19 protein-coding genes are annotated in these 17,025 nt (G+C 70.4%); 7 read left to right on the forward strand and 12 right to left on the reverse strand.

Annotated features, from left to right (window positions below):
• Positions 1-41 precede the first annotated feature (41 nt).
• From BLP38_RS09415 to BLP38_RS09430, 4 genes are read left to right on the forward strand one after another with little or no spacing between them, the layout of a single operon-like run.
• The gene (locus BLP38_RS09415; RefSeq protein WP_091359722.1) at positions 42-1,334 is read left to right on the forward strand and encodes a branched-chain amino acid ABC transporter permease; all 1,293 of its coding nucleotides are present in this window, start codon (positions 42-44) and stop codon (positions 1,332-1,334) included.
• A gap of 3 nt (positions 1,335-1,337) precedes the next feature.
• The gene (locus tag BLP38_RS09420) at positions 1,338-2,315 is read left to right on the forward strand and encodes a branched-chain amino acid ABC transporter permease (protein ID WP_091356507.1); all 978 of its coding nucleotides are present in this window, start codon (positions 1,338-1,340) and stop codon (positions 2,313-2,315) included.
• Entirely contained in the window at positions 2,305-3,309 is a 1,005-nt protein-coding gene (locus tag BLP38_RS09425; RefSeq protein ID WP_172824689.1) for an ABC transporter ATP-binding protein, read from the forward strand. Before BLP38_RS09420 ends, BLP38_RS09425 begins: the two co-directional genes overlap by 11 nt.
• Positions 3,306-4,079, forward strand: a complete 774-nt coding sequence (locus BLP38_RS09430; protein WP_091356510.1) for an ABC transporter ATP-binding protein — start codon at positions 3,306-3,308, stop codon at positions 4,077-4,079. The genes BLP38_RS09425 and BLP38_RS09430 overlap by 4 nt, the downstream gene beginning before the upstream one ends.
• 132 nt (positions 4,080-4,211) lie before the next feature.
• On the opposite strand, the gene BLP38_RS09435 is transcribed toward BLP38_RS09430, so the two are convergent.
• From BLP38_RS09435 to groES, 3 genes are all read right to left on the reverse strand, one after another.
• The gene (locus tag BLP38_RS09435; protein ID WP_091356513.1) at positions 4,212-5,480 is read right to left on the reverse strand and encodes an ABC transporter substrate-binding protein; all 1,269 of its coding nucleotides are present in this window, start codon (positions 5,478-5,480) and stop codon (positions 4,212-4,214) included.
• 155 nt (positions 5,481-5,635) lie between these two features.
• Positions 5,636-6,574: an EamA family transporter RarD gene (rarD, locus tag BLP38_RS09440; protein ID WP_091356517.1), complete on the reverse strand. Its 939-nt coding sequence runs from the start codon at positions 6,572-6,574 to the stop codon at positions 5,636-5,638.
• Between the two features lie 130 nt (positions 6,575-6,704).
• A complete protein-coding gene (gene groES / locus BLP38_RS09445) occupies positions 6,705-7,001 on the reverse strand; it encodes a co-chaperone GroES (RefSeq protein ID WP_017203655.1) in 297 nt (98 codons plus the stop codon).
• A 151-nt stretch (positions 7,002-7,152) separates the two neighbouring features.
• Here groES and BLP38_RS09450 point away from each other — a divergent pair, with 151 nt between their 5' ends.
• A complete protein-coding gene (locus BLP38_RS09450; protein WP_091356520.1) occupies positions 7,153-8,352 on the forward strand; it encodes a class I SAM-dependent methyltransferase in 1,200 nt (399 codons plus the stop codon).
• Between the two features lies 1 nt (position 8,353).
• On the opposite strand, the gene BLP38_RS09455 is transcribed toward BLP38_RS09450, so the two are convergent.
• The 8 genes from BLP38_RS09455 to BLP38_RS09490 form a co-directional block, all read right to left on the reverse strand.
• Positions 8,354-8,848 carry a hypothetical protein gene (locus tag BLP38_RS09455; protein ID WP_091356525.1) on the reverse strand — a complete coding sequence of 165 codons (495 nt, stop codon included), beginning with the start codon at positions 8,846-8,848 and terminating at the stop codon, positions 8,354-8,356.
• Complete coding sequence (gene tsaD / locus BLP38_RS09460; RefSeq protein WP_091356528.1) at positions 8,845-9,903, reverse strand: tRNA (adenosine(37)-N6)-threonylcarbamoyltransferase complex transferase subunit TsaD; 1,059 nt, start codon at positions 9,901-9,903, stop codon at positions 8,845-8,847. The genes BLP38_RS09455 and tsaD overlap by 4 nt, the downstream gene beginning before the upstream one ends.
• A 1-nt stretch (position 9,904) precedes the next feature.
• The gene (gene rimI / locus BLP38_RS09465; protein ID WP_091356532.1) at positions 9,905-10,402 is read right to left on the reverse strand and encodes a ribosomal protein S18-alanine N-acetyltransferase; all 498 of its coding nucleotides are present in this window, start codon (positions 10,400-10,402) and stop codon (positions 9,905-9,907) included.
• On the reverse strand, positions 10,399-11,067 hold the full coding sequence (gene tsaB, locus BLP38_RS09470; RefSeq protein ID WP_091356536.1) for a tRNA (adenosine(37)-N6)-threonylcarbamoyltransferase complex dimerization subunit type 1 TsaB: 669 nt from the start codon (positions 11,065-11,067) through the stop codon (positions 10,399-10,401). Before tsaB ends, rimI begins: the two co-directional genes overlap by 4 nt.
• Before the next feature lie 39 nt (positions 11,068-11,106).
• Positions 11,107-11,610 carry a tRNA (adenosine(37)-N6)-threonylcarbamoyltransferase complex ATPase subunit type 1 TsaE gene (gene tsaE / locus BLP38_RS09475; protein ID WP_091356539.1) on the reverse strand — a complete coding sequence of 168 codons (504 nt, stop codon included), beginning with the start codon at positions 11,608-11,610 and terminating at the stop codon, positions 11,107-11,109.
• Positions 11,607-12,731: an alanine racemase gene (gene alr / locus BLP38_RS09480; protein ID WP_172824690.1), complete on the reverse strand. Its 1,125-nt coding sequence runs from the start codon at positions 12,729-12,731 to the stop codon at positions 11,607-11,609. Before alr ends, tsaE begins: the two co-directional genes overlap by 4 nt.
• Positions 12,728-13,084, reverse strand: coding sequence for a holo-ACP synthase (locus BLP38_RS09485; RefSeq protein WP_091356546.1), 357 nt, complete (start codon positions 13,082-13,084; stop codon positions 12,728-12,730). The genes alr and BLP38_RS09485 overlap by 4 nt, the downstream gene beginning before the upstream one ends.
• 264 nt (positions 13,085-13,348) lie before the next feature.
• Positions 13,349-14,038 (reverse strand): arsenate reductase/protein-tyrosine-phosphatase family protein, encoded by a 690-nt coding sequence (locus BLP38_RS09490; protein ID WP_231916471.1) that lies wholly within the window; start codon positions 14,036-14,038, stop codon positions 13,349-13,351.
• 16 nt (positions 14,039-14,054) lie between these two features.
• Here BLP38_RS09490 and BLP38_RS09495 point away from each other — a divergent pair, with 16 nt between their 5' ends.
• Entirely contained in the window at positions 14,055-14,855 is an 801-nt protein-coding gene (locus BLP38_RS09495) for a CPBP family intramembrane glutamic endopeptidase (RefSeq protein ID WP_091356549.1), read from the forward strand.
• Positions 14,856-14,897: 42 nt separating this feature from the next.
• Here the strand turns inward: BLP38_RS09495 and BLP38_RS09500 are convergent, their stop codons facing one another.
• Positions 14,898-16,208 carry a UDP-glucose dehydrogenase family protein gene (locus BLP38_RS09500; protein ID WP_091356552.1) on the reverse strand — a complete coding sequence of 437 codons (1,311 nt, stop codon included), beginning with the start codon at positions 16,206-16,208 and terminating at the stop codon, positions 14,898-14,900.
• Positions 16,209-16,431: 223 nt separating this feature from the next.
• Between BLP38_RS09500 and BLP38_RS14395 the strand changes: the two genes are divergently transcribed.
• Positions 16,432-17,025, forward strand: a complete 594-nt coding sequence (locus BLP38_RS14395; RefSeq protein WP_091356555.1) for a hypothetical protein — start codon at positions 16,432-16,434, stop codon at positions 17,023-17,025.

Below are 17,025 nucleotides of genomic sequence, written 5' to 3' on the forward strand. Positions count from 1 at the left end.
CGATCACCCCGACGACGCGCACTGTCCGTCGCCCGGGGCGGATGACACATCGGGTGTCCGCCCTCGCCGCGTTACTCTTCGCGGCGATCGTGCTCCTCTGCGCGATGCCCTCAGCGGCCTTCGCAGCGGCTCCCGACAACCCGGGAGACGACCAGGAGAAGACTTCGTTCTACTTCGCGGGAGTCATCACCTTCGATGACAAGCCCGTTCCCGATGTGGGCCTCTCCGTCGAAGGCGACGGATTCGAGGCATCCACCATCACGACCACCGACGGCCGTTGGCGGCTGTACGTCCCCGAGAAGGCGACCTACACCCTCACCGTCGACGAGTCGACCCTCCCCGAGGGCGTCATCGTCGAGGGCGACTCCGCGTCGCAGGAGGTCGAGTTCGGGCTCACCGGCTCGAAGATCGTCAACCTCTTCCTCGGGGAGGGCCAGCGGCAGACGGTGTCGTTCGTCGATCAACTCGCGTCGCGCCTCTTCAACGGCCTGAACTTCGGCCTGCTCCTCGCCCTCGCAGCCATGGGCGCCGCGCTCATCTACGGGACGACGGGGCTCTCGAACTTCGCCCACGGTGAGCTCGTCACCTGGGGCGCGCTCATCGCGATGATCTTCAGCACGATGTGGCAGCTGCCGCTCTGGCTCGGCATCATCGCGGCGCTCCTGGGAGGTGCGGCGCTGGGGCTCGCCTCGGATGCCGCCATCTGGCGCCCGCTCCGCCGAAGAGGGCTCGGGGTGGTCCAGCTGATGATCGTCAGCATCGGCTTCTCACTGGCCCTGCGGTACACGTACCAGTTCGTCATCGGCGGGTCGACGTACCAGCTGCCCGGTGCCAGCCCGGCGCCGATCCAGCTCGGGCCGATCTCCGTGTCGTACATCGACCTGATCAGCATGGGCGTTAGCATCCTCGTCATCCTCGCGGTCGCGTACTTCCTCCTCGGAACGCGCATCGGCAAGGCGACGCGAGCGATCTCCGACAACCCGCAGCTCGCCGCCGCCTCCGGCATCAATGTCGACCGCGTCGTGCGGATCGTCTGGATCCTCGCCGGCGTCCTCGCCGCGCTCTCGGGTGTGCTCTGGGCCTACTTCCGCCCGGGCGTCAAATGGGACATGGGCACGCAGATGCTGCTGCTGATCTTCGCGGCGATCACGCTCGGCGGACTCGGCACCGCATTCGGCGCCCTCCTCGGATCCCTCATCGTCGGCATCGTCGTCGAGACCTCGACGCTGTGGATCCCCTCAGACCTGAAGTACGCGGGCGCTCTCGTCGTACTCATCCTCATCCTGCTCGTGCGACCACAGGGTCTGCTGGGCCGTAAAGAGAGATTGGGGTAGCCCGTGGACTGGGGTGCCATCGTCGGAAACACGCTCAGCTATCTGCTGAGTCCTATCACCATCGCGTACGCCCTGGCGGCGACCGGCTTGGCCGTGCACTTCGGCTACGCGGGCCTGCTGAACTTCGGCATGGCAGGCTTCATGGCCCTCGGCGGCTACGGCTACGCGATCTCCGTTCTCAGCTTCGGTCTGCCGTGGTGGCTGGGGATGATCATCGGGCTCCTGCTCGCGGCCGTCTTCGCTCTCGTGCTCGGCATCCCGACCCTGCGTCTTCGTGCCGACTACCTCGCGATCGTGACGATCGCGGCGGCGGAGATCGTCCGACTCCTCTTCACCACGCAGGTGTTCGACGAGTACACGAACTCGGCCGACGGTCTCGGCAACTACCACGGCGGATTCCGGGATGCGAACCCGTTCCCCGACGGCACGTACGGCTTCGGACCGTGGACGTTCAACGCGGACGGCCTGTGGGTGCGCGTGTTCGGACTCCTGATGCTGGCGATCGCGCTGTTCGTGGTCTGGTCCCTGGTGCGCAGCCCCTGGGGTCGCGTCCTCAAGGGCATCCGCGAGGACGAGGACGCGATCCGCGCTCTCGGCAAGAACGTCTTCGCCTACAAGATGCAGGCGCTCGTGGTGGGTGGCATGATCGGCGCCCTCGGCGGCATCGTGTTCGTGCTGCCCTCGGCGGTGGTCCCCTCCAGTTACACGACGTCGCTCACGTTCTTCCTCTGGACGATCCTGCTGCTCGGCGGCGCCGCGACCATCTTCGGCCCGTCGATCGGCGCCGTCCTCTTCTGGATGGTCATGGCGCTGCTCGGCAACATGCTCCCCGAGCTCGCGTCGCAGGGATTCCTGCCGATGACGAGCATCCAGGCCGGTACGCTCCGCTTCATCCTCGTCGGAGTCGCGCTGATGCTGCTGGTCATCTTCCGACCGCAGGGCCTTCTCGGCAACAAGAAGGAGATGACCTTTGTCAAGTGATCTGACCCCCGACAACCCGGCCGCGACGGCTACGCCGACCGGGTCGGTCCGTCGCCCGAAGACCACCGGTCTCGCCAAGGGCGACAACGTCCCCGGCGTCGCGAAGAACGACCCGATCCTCGTGATCGACGACGTCCAGCGTCGCTTCGGCGGACTGACGGCAGTGGATGTCGAGCACCTCGAGATCCCTCGCAACGCGATCACCGCGCTCATCGGACCGAACGGCGCGGGCAAGACCACGCTGTTCAACCTCCTCTGCGGCTTCGACAAGCCCAACAGCGGGCGCTGGTCGTACGACGGCAAGAACCTCGCCGGCATCCCGGCCTTCAAGGTCGCCCGGATGGGCCAGGTCCGCACCTTCCAGCTCACCAAGGCGCTCGCCCTGCTGACCGTCCTCGAGAACATGAAGCTCGGTGCACCCGGACAGCGAGGGGAGAAGTTCTGGCAGAGCTTCCTGCCGAAGCTGTGGCGCACGCAGGAGAAGCAGATCGAGGAGAAGGCCCGCGGCCTCCTCGCGCGGTTCAAGCTCGACGCCAAGGAGAAGGACTTCGCCGCGAGCCTCTCCGGCGGACAGCGGAAGCTCCTCGAGATGGCGCGCGCGCTCATGAGCGACCCGAACCTCGTCATGCTCGACGAGCCCATGGCCGGTGTGAACCCGGCTCTGACGCAGTCGCTCCTCGACCACATCCTCGACCTGAAAGAGCTCGGCATGACCGTGCTCTTCGTCGAGCACGACATGCACATGGTCCGTCACATCGCCGACTGGGTCGTCGTGATGGCCGAGGGCAAGGTCGTGGCCGAAGGACCGCCCGACACCGTGATGCAGGACAAGGCGGTCATCGACGCCTACCTCGGCAGTCACCAGGATGTCGACCTCGGCGTCGTGACCGGCCGCGTCCCGGGCGAGCTGGACGAGTCCGCTCGCGAGATGCTCGCGGAGATCGAAGAAGAGGAGGCGTCCTCGATCGCGGACGCCGAGAAAGAGGACAAATGACCGAGGCATCCGGAGCGACCTCCCCTCAGGTCGGCGCGGTCGACGATCGCGAGATCGTCGTCGAGGTCCGCGATCTGCTGGCCGGCTACCTGCCGGGCATCAACATCATCAACAACGCGAACCTGGTCGCCCGCAAGGGTGAGCTGATCGGCATCATCGGCCCGAACGGCGCCGGCAAGTCGACACTCCTCAAATCCATCTTCGGCATGGTCAAGGTGCGCGGCGGCGAGATCAACGTCGACGGCGAGAGCATCATCGGGCTGAAGTCCGACAGCCTCGTGCGTCGAGGCGTGGCGTTCGTCCCGCAGACCAACAACGTCTTCCCGTCGCTCTCGATCGAGGAGAACCTGCAGATGGGGCTGTACCAGCGCCCCAGCGCCTACAAAGAGCGGCTCGAGTTCGTCACGTCGATCTTCGCCGAGCTGGGCAAGCGCCTGAAGCAGCGCGCCGGCTCCCTCTCGGGCGGTGAACGGCAGATGGTCGCCATGTCGCGGGCCCTCATGATGAACCCGTCGGTCCTCCTCCTCGACGAGCCGAGCGCCGGCCTCTCCCCCGTCCGCCAGGACGACGCCTTCATCCGCGTCTCAGACATCAACAAGGCCGGGGTGACCACGATCATGGTCGAGCAGAACGCTCGTCGCTGCCTGCAGATCTGCGACCGCGGGTACGTGCTCGACCAGGGTCGTGACGCCTACGAGGGCACGGGCCGCGAGCTCCTGAACGACCCGAAGGTGATCGGCCTCTACCTCGGCACCCTCGGCACCGACTGACTGACCACCTCACGACGACGCCCCCGCTGCTTCGGCTGACGGGGGCTTCGTCATGCGCGGCATCCGCTACGCGCGCAGAAAGAAGACGACCCCCGGGGAGTGATCCCCGGGGGTCGTCTTCAGTGACGCGTCTCAGTTGATGCGCGTGTGGGTGTTGTCGGCGCCGTACTGGAAGATGCCGATGGTGGCCTCGGTCGGGTCGCCCTTCTCGTCGAAGGTGATCGGACCGGAGTAGCCGTCGTAGTCCGCGACGCCGCCGCCGAGGATGATGTCGGCGCACTCCGCGAACGTCGTGCACTTGGTGCCGTCACCGCTGCCGCCGGAGACCTCCTGCAGCTTGCCGGCGATCGCCGGGCCGGTGGCGTCGTTGGCCGCCAGCGCGGCGAGGGCCAGCAGGACGGCGGCGTCGTACGACTCAGCCGCGTAGGACTGGTCCTCGAGCTCGCTGTTACCCGCAGCGGTCCAAGCGGTGTTCAGTCGCTCGACGAAGTCGTCCTCGAGCACGGGTCCAGGGGTCGTGCCCTGAGCACCCTCGAGCGAGACGCTGACGTCGTCGCCCCACTGCTTGAGGTTTCCGTCGACCAGGTAGAAGTTCTTCGCGTCCTGACCGGCGTTGACCAGCAGCGGCGCGATCGTGGCGAACTCGTCGAACGTGATCGCGACGATGGCGTCGGGGTTCTCCGCGGCCACCGTGGCGACCTGGGCGTCGAACGAGGTGTCGCCGGTGTTGAACGAGGCCTCCGCGACCACCTCGCCTCCGGTGCCCTCGAACACCTCCTTGACCACGTTGCGCAGGCCCGTGCCGTACGCGTCGTTGATGTAGATGATGCCGATCGTGCTCTTGCCGTCTTCGGCGATCTTGTTCGCGAGGACCTCCCCCTGGAGCAGGTCGCTCGGCGCGGTGCGCCAGTAGAGGTTGTCGTCGTCCCAGTCGGTGAAGTCGGGCGACGTGTTGGCGGGCGAGAAGGTGATGATGCCCTCGGACACGTTGCTGTCCAGGAAGAGCTTGCTGACGCCGGATGCCGCGGCACCGATCATCGCCGAGACGCCCTCGTTCTGGAGGCGGGGCACGGTGGTCTCGTACGCCTTGTTGTCGGTGTCACCCGAGTCACCGGCGCTGAGGTCGACCGTGATGCCCTTCTTGGCCTCGTTGATCTCGTTGACGGCGAGGAGCACACCGGCCTCTTCGGGCGGGCCGAGGAAGGCGAGGCTTCCCGTCTGGGGCAGAACCGTCCCGAGCTTGAGCGTGAGCTCGTCGCGCTCGACGGCGGGGCCGCTGGAGGCCGAGGATGCCGGTGCGGTCGGGGAGCCGGCACAGCCGGCGAGGACGAGGGCGGTCGCGCTGGCGAGGGCGATGCCGCCCATGGCCTTCGCGACGCGCGATCGGGTGAAGACGGACATTGTGCTCCTTGCTGTGGTGACACGGGTCGAATCGGGCCCGGCCCGGTGTGATCAACCTAGCGGTGAGCCCGTCTCCGCAATGTTGCCGTTCGTTAACGATGTGTAACGAGGTGGGCACGCTCCCATAACGGCGGGGAAAGCGGCGTCCGGCTCTATCAGACCGGGTCGGGGACGGCGGTCACCGCGCGGGCACGTTCGCGGCGGGAGGCCAGGAGCGAGTCCACCGCGAACACCGCGATGGCGACCCAGACGAGACCGAAACCGATCCACCGCTCGAACGGCATCGGCTCCTGCAGGATGAGCACGCCCGTGAGGAACTGCATGACCGGCGCGATGAACTGCAGGATGCCGACCACGGTCAGCGACGTGCGCCTGGCACCGGCGGAGAAGAAGAGCAGCGGGATGGCGGTGACGGCGCCGGCGAGTAGGAGGAGGACCATGTGGCCGGAGCCTTCGCGCCCCATCGTGAGCCCCGACGTCACTCCGACCGCGACGAGCTGGATGACGGCGATGGGAACGAGCCAGAACGATTCGAGTGTGAGGCCGCTGACGGCATCCACCGAGGGTCCGATCCGCTTCTTGACGAGACCGTACGTCGCGAAACTCGCCGCGAGGGCGAGGGCGATCCACGGCACGTCTCCGACCGCGACGATGATGACGACGACGGCCGCGACGGCGATGCCGACGGCGACCCACTGCGCGGGGCGCAGGCGCTCCTTCAGAACGAGCACGCCGAGGAGGACGGTGGCGATCGGGTTGATGAAGTAGCCGAGGCTCGTCTCCACGACATGACCGGTCAGGGTGCCGATGAGGAACACCTGCCAGTTGACGTAGATGAGCAGGCCGGCGACGAGCGTCCAGAGCATGAGCCGTCGGTCCCGGAGGATGGCGCGCATCCGCCCCCAGCCGCGGGTGACGGCGATCAGCGCGACGCAGAAGACGAGGCTCAGCACGATGCGCCAGCCGACGACCTCCCACGGCGTCGTGGGGGCGAGGCTGACGAAGTAGAGCGGGAGGAAGCCCCAGAGAACGTAGGCCGAGAAGACGAAGACACCGCCGAGGGACTTCTCGCGGGCGGCATCCTCAGGTGTCATGAGTACGAGCCTACGACGGTCATGACACCGCCGTCAGCACCGTGACTGCCGACGTTCGCGCGGATCCTGCCAGGGGAAGACGCAGGGCCCGGATGCCGAAGCATCCGGGCCCTGTGAAAGGTGCTGCGTGTCAGCGGACGACGACCGCGAGGACGTCGCGAGCCGAGAGCACGAGGAACTCGTCGGCGCCGAACTTGACCTCGGTGCCGCCGTACTTGCTGTACAGAACGCGGTCGCCGACGGCGACGTCGAGCGGAACGCGGTTGCCGTTGTCGTCGATGCGGCCGGGGCCCACGGCCACGACCTCGCCCTCCTGGGGCTTCTCCTTGGCGGTGTCAGGGATGACCAGGCCACTTGCGGTGGTCTGCTCGGCCTCGACCTGCTTGATGACGATGCGGTCTTCGAGCGGCTTGATGGAAACCGACACGTTCTACCTCTTTCTTGCTGGTGGGGTCCTGCTTCAAGACTCATCAGCACTCGCTTACCGAGAGTGCTAACGAAAGTCTAGGGCGCGGCTGGCACTCATGCAACGCGAGTGCCAACAGTGATCGGGATGCCGGTGCGCCTAGGCTGGCCGGATGGAACAGGCCGAGCTGACCGCCCTCCTGACACCGCAGGGATTGCGCATGGTCGACGCGGTCGGACCCCTGGCATCCACCACCGAGGTCGCCGCCGCCGTCTCGCGTCTGCGCGCCGCGGGCCACTCCCCCGACCTGGTGTCCGCCGTCGTCGGACAGGCCCACCTGCGGGTGCGGGCCGCCGCGAAGTTCGGCCCGTTCGCGGACCGTATGCTCTTCACCCGAGCGGGACTCGAGCAGGCCACACGCCTCGAGGTCGCCGCGCGTCACGCGGGGCGATTCCGGGATGCCGGGGTGCAGCGCGTCGCGGACCTCGGCTGCGGCATCGGGGGCGATGCCCTCGGCCTGGCGGGCCTGGGGCTCGACGTCCTGGCCGTCGACGCGGATGAGACCACCGCAGCCCTGGCGGCCTACAACCTCGCACCGTTCGGCGAGGCGGTCACCATCCGGAGCGGCCTCGCCGAGGAGACCGACCTCGACGGCTGGGACGCCGTCTGGCTCGACCCGGCCCGCCGCACCGCGGGTCACTCCGAGACCTCGCGCACCCGGCCGGAGGACTGGTCGCCGTCGCTGGAGTGGGCTTTCGCACTGGCGGAGCGGATGCCGGTGGGCATCAAGCTCGGTCCGGGACTCGACCGCGACCTCATCCCCGACGGGGTGGAGGCGCAGTGGATCAGCGTCGACGGCTCGACCGTCGAGCTCGTGCTCTGGTCGGGGTCGCTGCGGCGCGAGGGTGTGCGGCGGTCGGCTCTCGTCATCCGCGGCGGGTCGGCAGCGGAGCTCACCGCCCCGGCCGACTCCCCCGATGAGCCGGTCCGCGAGCTCGGCGCGTTCCTCCACGAACCGGAGGGCGCGGTCATCCGCGCTCGCCTGATCGGCGAGGTGGCGCGGGACCTGCACGCAGGCATGGTCGCCGACGGCATCGCCTACCTGACGTCGGATGCCGCGCTGACGAATCCGTTCGTGCAGTCGTTCCGCGTGCGCGAGGTCCTGCCGGTGAAGGTGCCGGCGATCAACGCCGCCCTGCAGGCGAACGGGATCGGCACCGTCGAGATCAAGAAGCGCGGCGTGGATGTCGATCCGGCGCAGTTCCGCCGCAAGCTCACGCTGCGCGGAGACGCGTCGGCGACGCTCATCCTCACGCGACTCGGCGAGGGTCCGAAGGCGAAGCGAGTCGCGGTTCTGGCCGACCGGGTCTGACTCAGCCGAAGAGCGCGCCCTGGGTCCCTGCCCACCACAGCCAGCCGGCGCTGTACAGGAGCGACCCGACGCTGAGTCCCAGGCCCCAGAGAGCTGTCTCGCGCTTCTCCCACGGGCGGCGGAGCGCGAGGACGGCGAGGACGACGCCGATCACCCCGACCGGGAAGCCCCAGCCGACGAAGCACGCGAGGATCAGGCCGAGCCCGCCGAACAGCACCGACCATCCGGCGCTTCGCGGCAGCACCGGCGTCGGCGGGATCCACCGCACGTCGGGCGAGGCGTCCTCTGCCGGGTCCGGGTGCACCGCCAGGGGCGGGGCGACGGGGAGCGGTTGCGTCAGCTCGCGCCGGAAGCCGCCGCGGTGGGCACCGGGGAGGGCGGAGTCGGTCGGTGCGGGCGCGACGTCCTCCGACGCCGGCTCGACCACAGGCCCCTGAGACGGGGAGGCGGGACCCTGCGTCGAAGCGGTGGGGCGCGGCATCCGCTCGTCGGTCATGACGACGCCGCCACCTGGATCGTGGTGACCGGCAGGGTGGAGTCGGCACCGAAGGCGAGGGTCGAGGCGGGGCGGCCGCTCATGATGAGCTCCGAGGCGAGCGCGGCGATCATGGCGCCGTTGTCGGTGCAGAGCGAGAGCGGCGGGATGCGGACGGAGACCCCAGCGGCCTCGGCGCGCTCGAGGGCGACGTCGCGCAGGCGCTTGTTCGCGATGACGCCGCCACCCAGCAGCAGGCGCGGCACTCCGTGGCGGGCGCAGGCGTCGAGGGCCTTGGTGACGAGGACGTCGACGACCGCTTCGCGGAAGGATGCCGCGACGTCCGGCACCGACACGGGTTCCCCCGTCGCCTCGTGCTGCTCGACCCACCGCGCGACGGCGGTCTTGAGACCCGAGAACGAGAAGTCGTACCGATGCTCGGCCATGTCGGACGCGCGGGACATGCCGCGCGGGAACCGGATGGCGTTCGGATCTCCGGATGCTGCGGCGCGGTCGATCTCGGGTCCGCCGGGATACGGCAGCCCGAGGATGCGGGCGATCTTGTCGAAGGCCTCGCCGGCGGCGTCGTCCATCGTCTCGCCGAGGAGCTCGACGTCCGAGACGAGGTCGCGGACGAGCAGGAGCGAGGTGTGTCCGCCGCTGACCAGCAGGGCGACGGTGGGGTACTCGACCTCGTCGCCGGTGAGGATGTCGGCGGCGATGTGGCCGACGAGGTGGTTCACGGCGTAGAGCGGCTTGTCGAGGCTGACGGCGAGCGCTTTCGCGGCGCCGACGCCGACCATGAGGGCGCCGGCGAGGCCGGGGCCGCTCGTGACGGCGACCGCGTCGATGTCGGCGAGGGTGACCTGCGCCTCGGCGAGCGCCGCCTCGATCGCAGGCTGCAGCGCCTCGAGGTGGGCCCGGGCGGCGACCTCGGGCACGACGCCGCCGTAGCGGGCGTGCTCGTCCATCGAGCTCGCGATCGTGTTCGACAGCAGGGTGCGGCCGCGGACGATGCCGATGCCGGTCTCGTCGCAGCTCGTCTCGATACCCAGCACGAGGGGTTCGCGCGTCATGTCAGCACCAGCCCCTCTCGGCCGTCGGGGCCGCCGTGGTCCGCGCCTCCCAGGCGACGAGGTTCAGCTGCATGACGACCGCGTCGACGTCGTCGGGCTGGTAGTAGCGGGGGCGGCGGCCGACCTCGACGAAGCCCTCAGACAGGTACAGCGCGGTGGCGCCGGGGTTGTCGGCTCGGACCTCGAGGAACATCTCGCGGGCGCCGCGACTGCGGGCGGTCGTCAGCAGTTCGCGCAGGAGCGCGCGGCCTCGACCGTGACCCCGCGCGTCGGCGGCGATCGCGATGGTCTGGATGTCGGCATCCGCTGCGCCCTCGACGGCGCGGACACCGCCGTACCCGACGAGGCGGCCCGCTTCGACGTCGACGACGTAGCGGCCGTGGGGCGAGGCGAGCTCGCCGGCCATGAGCACGTCGCTCCAGGCGTCGGTCGGGAACGAGGCGCGCTCGAGGCGCATGATGTCGTCGAGGTCGTCGCCGGTGGCAGTACGGAGGGTCACTGGCCGACCTTCTTCCGCGGGCCGGGCATGGTGACGTCGGGGGCGCGCAGGTAGAGCGGCTCCCCGATGTCCTCGACGCGACCGGCCGCGACCGCGCGGGCCGCGACGACGGCGACCATGACTCCCGGGATGACGGTCGTGTCGCGCCGCTCGGCGTCGTGCTCTGCGAGCGCCGCGTCGATGTCGTCGCGCTTCACGAGCGTCGCGTCGGTGACGCGCACCGGCAGGCCGTCGTCGTCGATGCCGTCGTAGACCGTGAACGCGAACTCCTTGCGGCGCGCGTCGGTCACGACCGCGAAGCGGGGCACGTCGGCGAACGGGTCGGCGAGCAGCACCGCGAGGGCGGCCGCGTCGTGGCTCCGCACCGGGACGACCGGGATGCCGCGGCCCAGGGCGAACGCGCGCGCCGCCGCGATCCCGACCCGGAGTCCCGTGAATGGACCCGGGCCCATGCCCGCGGCGACGTGGGTCAGGCCGACGGGCTCGGGAGCTCCGGTCGCGCCGATGGGGCCGTGCGCGGCATCCGTCATCACCGTCTCGAGCAGCGTGCCGATGATCTCGGCGTGGCCGAGAGCGTCGGCGCTGGCGGCATCGGCCCGAATGGCACCGTCGGCGTCGGTGACGGCGACGGCCGTGCCGAGGGAGGTGTCGATGCCGAGAATCACAGGGTCAAGGGTATCCGGGCGAGCGGATGCCGCGCCGCGTCAGGAGCGCCGCGAGACGGTGACGATGCGGGGAGCGGCGTCCTCGAGCTCCGCGGCGTAGTGGCCGGTCGTGCCGCAGGCGTTGTCGATGCCGGTGCCGCTCCAGCCGCGCTCGATCTCGAGCTCCCACCACGCGTCCACGAGACCGTCGACCATGCCGCGGCCCCATTCGACGATCGTGACGGAGTTGTCGGGGTCGAGGCCGAGGTCGTCGAGCTCGGCGGGCGAGCCGAGCCGGTAGGCGTCGACGTGCACGAGCGGCGGACCGCCCACCTCGGACGGGTGCGTGCGCGCGATGACGAACGTGGGGCTCTGCACGGGACCGCGGATGCCGAGGCCCGCGCCGATCCCGCGGGTCAGGGTCGTCTTGCCCGCCCCGAGCGGACCGGTCAGCACGATGAGGTCACCGGCGGTGAGGACGGCGCCGAGCTCGCGGCCGAGCGCCTCCATGTCGTCCGGCGACGCGATCTCGCGGCGCCCCTCGAACTGTTCGATGCCGGTCATGACCGCACCTCCCGCCGCGGCACACGCGGTCCGATGCGTGTGACGATCTCGTAGTTGATGGTGTGCGCCGCATCGGCCCAGTCGGTCGCGGACGGGACGCCGGTCGCCGGGTCGCCGAAGAGCACGGCCTCGTCGCCGACCTCGACGGGCTCGTCGCCCGCGTCGACGACGAACTGGTCCATCGCGATGCGGCCGGCGACGGGGAACGTCCGCCCGCCGATCGAGACGGGACCCGCTCCGGATGCCGCGCGCGGCACTCCGTCGGCGTATCCGACCGAGATGAGCGCGAGGGTCGACTCGTGCGCTGTGCGGTGCAGGTAGCCGTACGAGACGCCCTGACCAGCGGGGACGCGGCGGACGGCGGCGACCGAGGCGCGGAGCGTCATGGCGGGACGCAGGCCGAGGTCGGCCGAGGAGCGATCCTCGAACGGCGACAGGCCGTAGATCGCGACGCCCAGGCGGACGCAGCCGAGCCGAGCCTCGGGGAGGCCGATGGCGGCGTGCGAGGCCGCGATGTGACGCAGCGGCGGGCGGAGGCCCGCTCCCTCCGCGGCCGCCTGCGCGACCGTGAACCGCGAGAGCGCGGTGCGGTCATCGGCGTCCGAGGTGTTGGAGAGGTGACTGAAGATGCCGAGCACGCGGATGAGACCCTCGCGCTCGAACCGGGCGGCCTCGGCGAACACGACCCCGTAGTCGGCGGGGGCGATGCCGTTGCGGCCGAGGCCGGTCTCGACCTTGAGCTGGACGGTCACGGGCCGACCCGGCGATCCGGCCCGTGCGGCGGCGCGGAGCTGCTCGAGGCTCGAAACGCCGAGCTCGATGCGGGCGGCGGCGGCAGCGGCGAAATCGGCGCCCGGCGCGTGGAGCCACGCGAGCACGGGCGCGTCGATCCCGGCGTCCCGCAGCTGCAGCGCCTCGGGGATGTCGGCGACCGCGAGGCGCGCCGCTCCCCCGTCGAGGGCCGCGCGACCCGACCGCACGGCACCGTGACCGTAGCCGTCGGCCTTGACCACGGCGATGACCTCGGACTCGGTGAGCCGAGCGAGGTGGCGGACGTTGTGCTCGATGGCGCCGACGTCGATCACCGCTTCACGGGCCACGCCCTGCGGCATCCGGCTCATGACGCGGACTCCGCGATGACGTACGCCGTCGCGAGTCCCGCATCGTGCGAGAGCGACAGGTGGACGGTCTGGATGCCGCGGCCCGCGACGGTCGCCGCCGTCTCACCCGACAGCGCGAAGACGGGGCGGCCCGAGGGCTCGGAGGCCACCTCGATGTCGGTCCAGTGCACGCCCTCGGAACCGCCGAGCGCCTTGATGAGCGCTTCCTTCGCGGCGTAGCGAGCCGCCAGCGAGTGGGGCTTGAGGGTCTGCTCGGAGGCCGTGAACAGCCGGGTCATGAGCTTCGGGGTGCGCTCGATCGAGCGCTCGAATCGCGGGATGTCGACGAGGTCGACACCGATTCCGATGATCATCCCGCCTCCTGTCGCCGCGCTCTACGGCATCAGATCAGGATATCGGGCGCGGCTCAGGCGACGGCGAGGCGGGGCGGCGTTGCAGAGCACACGCCGCGTTCGAGACGAGCGCGCCTGCGGCGGCGCCGCGAATCACCACCCGCGTGCCGAGTCACCAGGCGCTGGCACGCATTCGGGTGGTGATTCGGCGCGTCGCTGGTGATTCGGCCTCAGGGTTCGCGGCGGCGGGCGCGGCTCAGGCGACGGGGCGCGATCGGGCGCGGCTCAGGCGACGGCGAGGCGCACGACGCGTTCGACGGCGTCGAGGCCCGGCGCGAGCTGCGCGTTCGAGCGCGCATACGTCTCCCGCGAGCGGCCGTAGGGGTCGACGACGTCGTCGTCGAGGGGGTCGCCGGGCGGCAGGACGAGCCCCCGCTGCCCGGCGAGGACGGCGAGCGCACCGCGCAGCCGCTCGCGGGGATCGCTACCCGTCGCACCGGCCCGGATCGCGTCGTCGGAGGTCGCGGCGGCGAGTCGTTCGAACTCGCGGATGGTGAAGGCCGACCGGAGCTTCGACGGGGCGAGCTCGACGATCCCGCGCCGGTGCTCGCGGTCCATCGCGAGCACGAGGTCGGGCTCCCGGAGGAGGCCCTCCGTCAAGAAGCGCGAGCCGTGGGCCTGAATGCGATCGGCCGGCACGCCGTACCCTGCCGCCAGCTCGGCGGCTTCGACCGGCATCCGGTCACCGCCGCGGGCGCGCACACCGGCGCTCGTCGCGGTCACCCCGAGGTCCCCGAGACGGTGCTGCAGAACGAGCGCTGCCAGCGGCGAGCGGCAGATGTTGCCCGTGCAGACGGTCAGGATGTGGATCACGCGGTACCCCTTCGGAACGGATGCCGCGGCTCGCCCCTCGCCGACGGCCCCACCTCGGTGCTCGGCGGAACGACGGCGCTGCGGCGGGACGCGGACGGGCACCCGATACGGTAGGCCCGTGCAGGATCAGCTTAGCGACGGCCACACGACCGCCGATCCCGTCTCGGAGCCGCCCTCCGAGACGGGGGTCGACGCGCCACGCCGTCGAGGGCGGCGGCAGCGACGCACCGACTGGCGCCTGGGTGGGACGGCCGTCCGCTCCTGGAACGGCAGCCTCCTCGTCGTGGCCCTGCTCAGCCTCGGTGCGGCGATCTTCGCCGGGTCGCTCGTCCAGCTGCTGTGGACGAACCCGTGGGCGCCCCTCGCGTCGACCGTGGTTCTGTGGGTCGGCATGCTCGTCCCCGTCGCGGTGGCCTTCCGCCGGGGATGGCCCGCGGGCCTGCTGCGGTTCCGCGCGGCCGACCTCGTCTACGCGCTCGCCCTGGGCCTCGGGCTCCGCCTTCTCGACGGGTGGGTGACGGATGCCGCATCCCGCCCCTTCCCGACGGCGGACCCGACCCCCTCGTGGCTGCTGACGGAGGCTCTCCCCGCGGGACTCATCGGCCCGGCGGTCGAGGAGTTCTTCTTCCGCACCGTGATCCTGGTGGCGGTCTACTCGCTGCTTCGTCGCCCCGCCGGACGGCTGGCCGCGGCGGTCGCTGCCGTTCTCGTGTCGACGGCGACGTTCATCCTCATCCACGTGGTGGACGGGTCGCTGCCGGTCGCGGAGTCGATCTCGGTGGGCGCCGTCGGGCTCGTGTGCGCGACGCTCGTGATCCTCACGGGTCGCATCTGGGGCGCCGTGCTCGTGCACGTCGTCTACAACGCGACGATGCTTCTGCTCCTCGCCGCGGGCGGCGTGATCTCCGGCGGGCAGTGACACCACCCGCCGGAGCCCGGACCCCCGATCAGGGGTGAACGGTCAGGGGCGACCCATGCCGTAGTACGTCCACCCGGCGGCGCGCCAGGCGGCCGGGTCGAGGGCGTTGCGACCGTCGACGACGATGCGTCCGGCGGCGAGCTGCGCGGCGTGCTCGGGGTCGAGCTCGCGACGGTACTCGTCCCACTCGGTGACGAGGACCACCGCTTCGGCGCCCGTGAGCGCCTCATCGCGGTCGGCTACGTAGGACAGCTGCGGGTGCTGACGGCGGGCGTTCTCGATCGCCTCGGGGTCGGTGACGGAGACGATGGCTCCGAGGCCGTGCAGGCGGACGGCGACGTCGAGACCGGGCGAGTCGCGGATGTCGTCGGAGTGCGGCTTGAACGCCGCGCCGAGGACGGTGACCTTCTTGCCGTAAGCGCTGCCGCCGAGGCCCTGGACGACGAGGTCGACGGCGCGGTCGCGACGACGCATGTTGATCTCGTCGACTTCGCGCAGGAAGGCGACGGACTCGCCGCGGCCGAGCTCTTCGGCACGGGCCGAGAAGGCGCGGATGTCCTTGGGCAGGCAGCCGCCGCCGAAGCCGATGCCGGCTCCGAGGAAGCGGCGACCGATGCGCGCGTCGTGGCCGATCGCGTCGGCGAGCATCGTGACGTCGGCACCGGCGACCTCGGCGATCTCGGCCATGGCGTTGATGAAGCTGATCTTCGTGGCGAGGAACGCATTCGCCGACACCTTGACGAGCTCGGCGGTGGCGTAGTCGGTCACGATGAAGGGCGTGCCCTTCGCGATCGAGGGGTGGTACACCTCGCGGAGGACCTGCGTGACCCGCTCGCCCTCCTCACCGGCGGGAACGCCGGCGACGAGACGGTCGGGGTCGACCGTGTCCTGGACGGCGAAGCCTTCGCGCAGGAACTCGGGGTTCCAGACGAGCGTTGCGCCCGCCTCGCTGACGCGGGGGGCGAGGGATGCCGCGGTCCCGACCGGAACGGTCGACTTGCCGGCGACGATGTCGCCCTCGGAGAGGTGGGGCAGGAGGGCGTCGACGGCGGCGTTGACGTAAGTGAGGTCGGCCGCGTAGCCGCCCTTGACCTGCGGCGTACCGACACCCACGAAGTGGACCTTCGCCCCCGCGGCGGCGGCGAAGTCGGTCGTGAACGAGAGCCGGCCCGAGGCGATGCCGTCAGCGAGGATCTCGGCGAGACCGGGCTCGAAGAAGGGCGCCTTACCCGAGGCGAGGGTCGCGATCTTGCGCTCGTCGACGTCGATGCCGACCACCTCGTGGCCGATCGAGGCCATCGCGGCGGCGTGGACGGCACCCAGGTAGCCGCATCCGATGACAGAAAGTCGCATCGTGAGAGTCCCTCCATGACGGCGCCGAGTCCTCGACACCCCGGTCGTTTCTACCAGATTCCCGGGTCGATCTTTTCTCGGCGGTGTGTCTGGGAGGTGTCGAGGCGGATGCACGGGAGTGCCCCGGATCCCTCGACGCGGCCGACGTGGATCGATATCGTGAGCGCAACCAGCAGCATCCCGTCGAGTTTCTGACATCACCTCACCCGAAGAGGACGTCACGATGAGCACCTCCGCAGAAGGCGTTCCCACTCCCGCGCCGCAGTTCACGCCGCCCGATCGCGTCGCTCCCGAGGACGCGTCGCTGCTCTGGCCCGACGCCCACCTGCTGGCGGAACCGCCGCCGGGGTACCAGCCGCTCGACATGCCGGCCCCGTGGGAGCCGGAGCCCGTCACGGCAGCGGCACCACCCGTGACACCACCGCAGCCAGCGTCGCCACCGCCACAGCCGACGCAGCCCTGGAAGTACGCGCCCTACGCCCCGACCGCGTCTCAGCCGGTCGCGCCCGCGGAAACCCCCGCGCACACGCCGCCACCCGGGTACGTCATCTCGGCTCACTACGAGGAGACGCCGCACCCGACGCGGAGGGCTCCCGCGCATTCGCTGCGCAGCTTCCGCGATCTGCGGACCGGACCCCTCGAGGGCCGGGAGTTCGCCTCGATGAAGGAGTTCGCGGTGGCCGCGGTCCTCGAGGCGGGCTACCCCGAGGCGGACGTCGCGAGACTGTTCCGATTCGCGCCATGGCAGTTGAGCGCCTGGGTCGATGAGGCGCGGAGCGCGCGCTTCGGGTCGGGCACGGGCACGGGCCCGGCCTGA

The organism is Microbacterium sp. LKL04 (genome assembly GCF_900102005.1).
Lineage (GTDB): Bacteria > Actinomycetota > Actinomycetes > Actinomycetales > Microbacteriaceae > Microbacterium.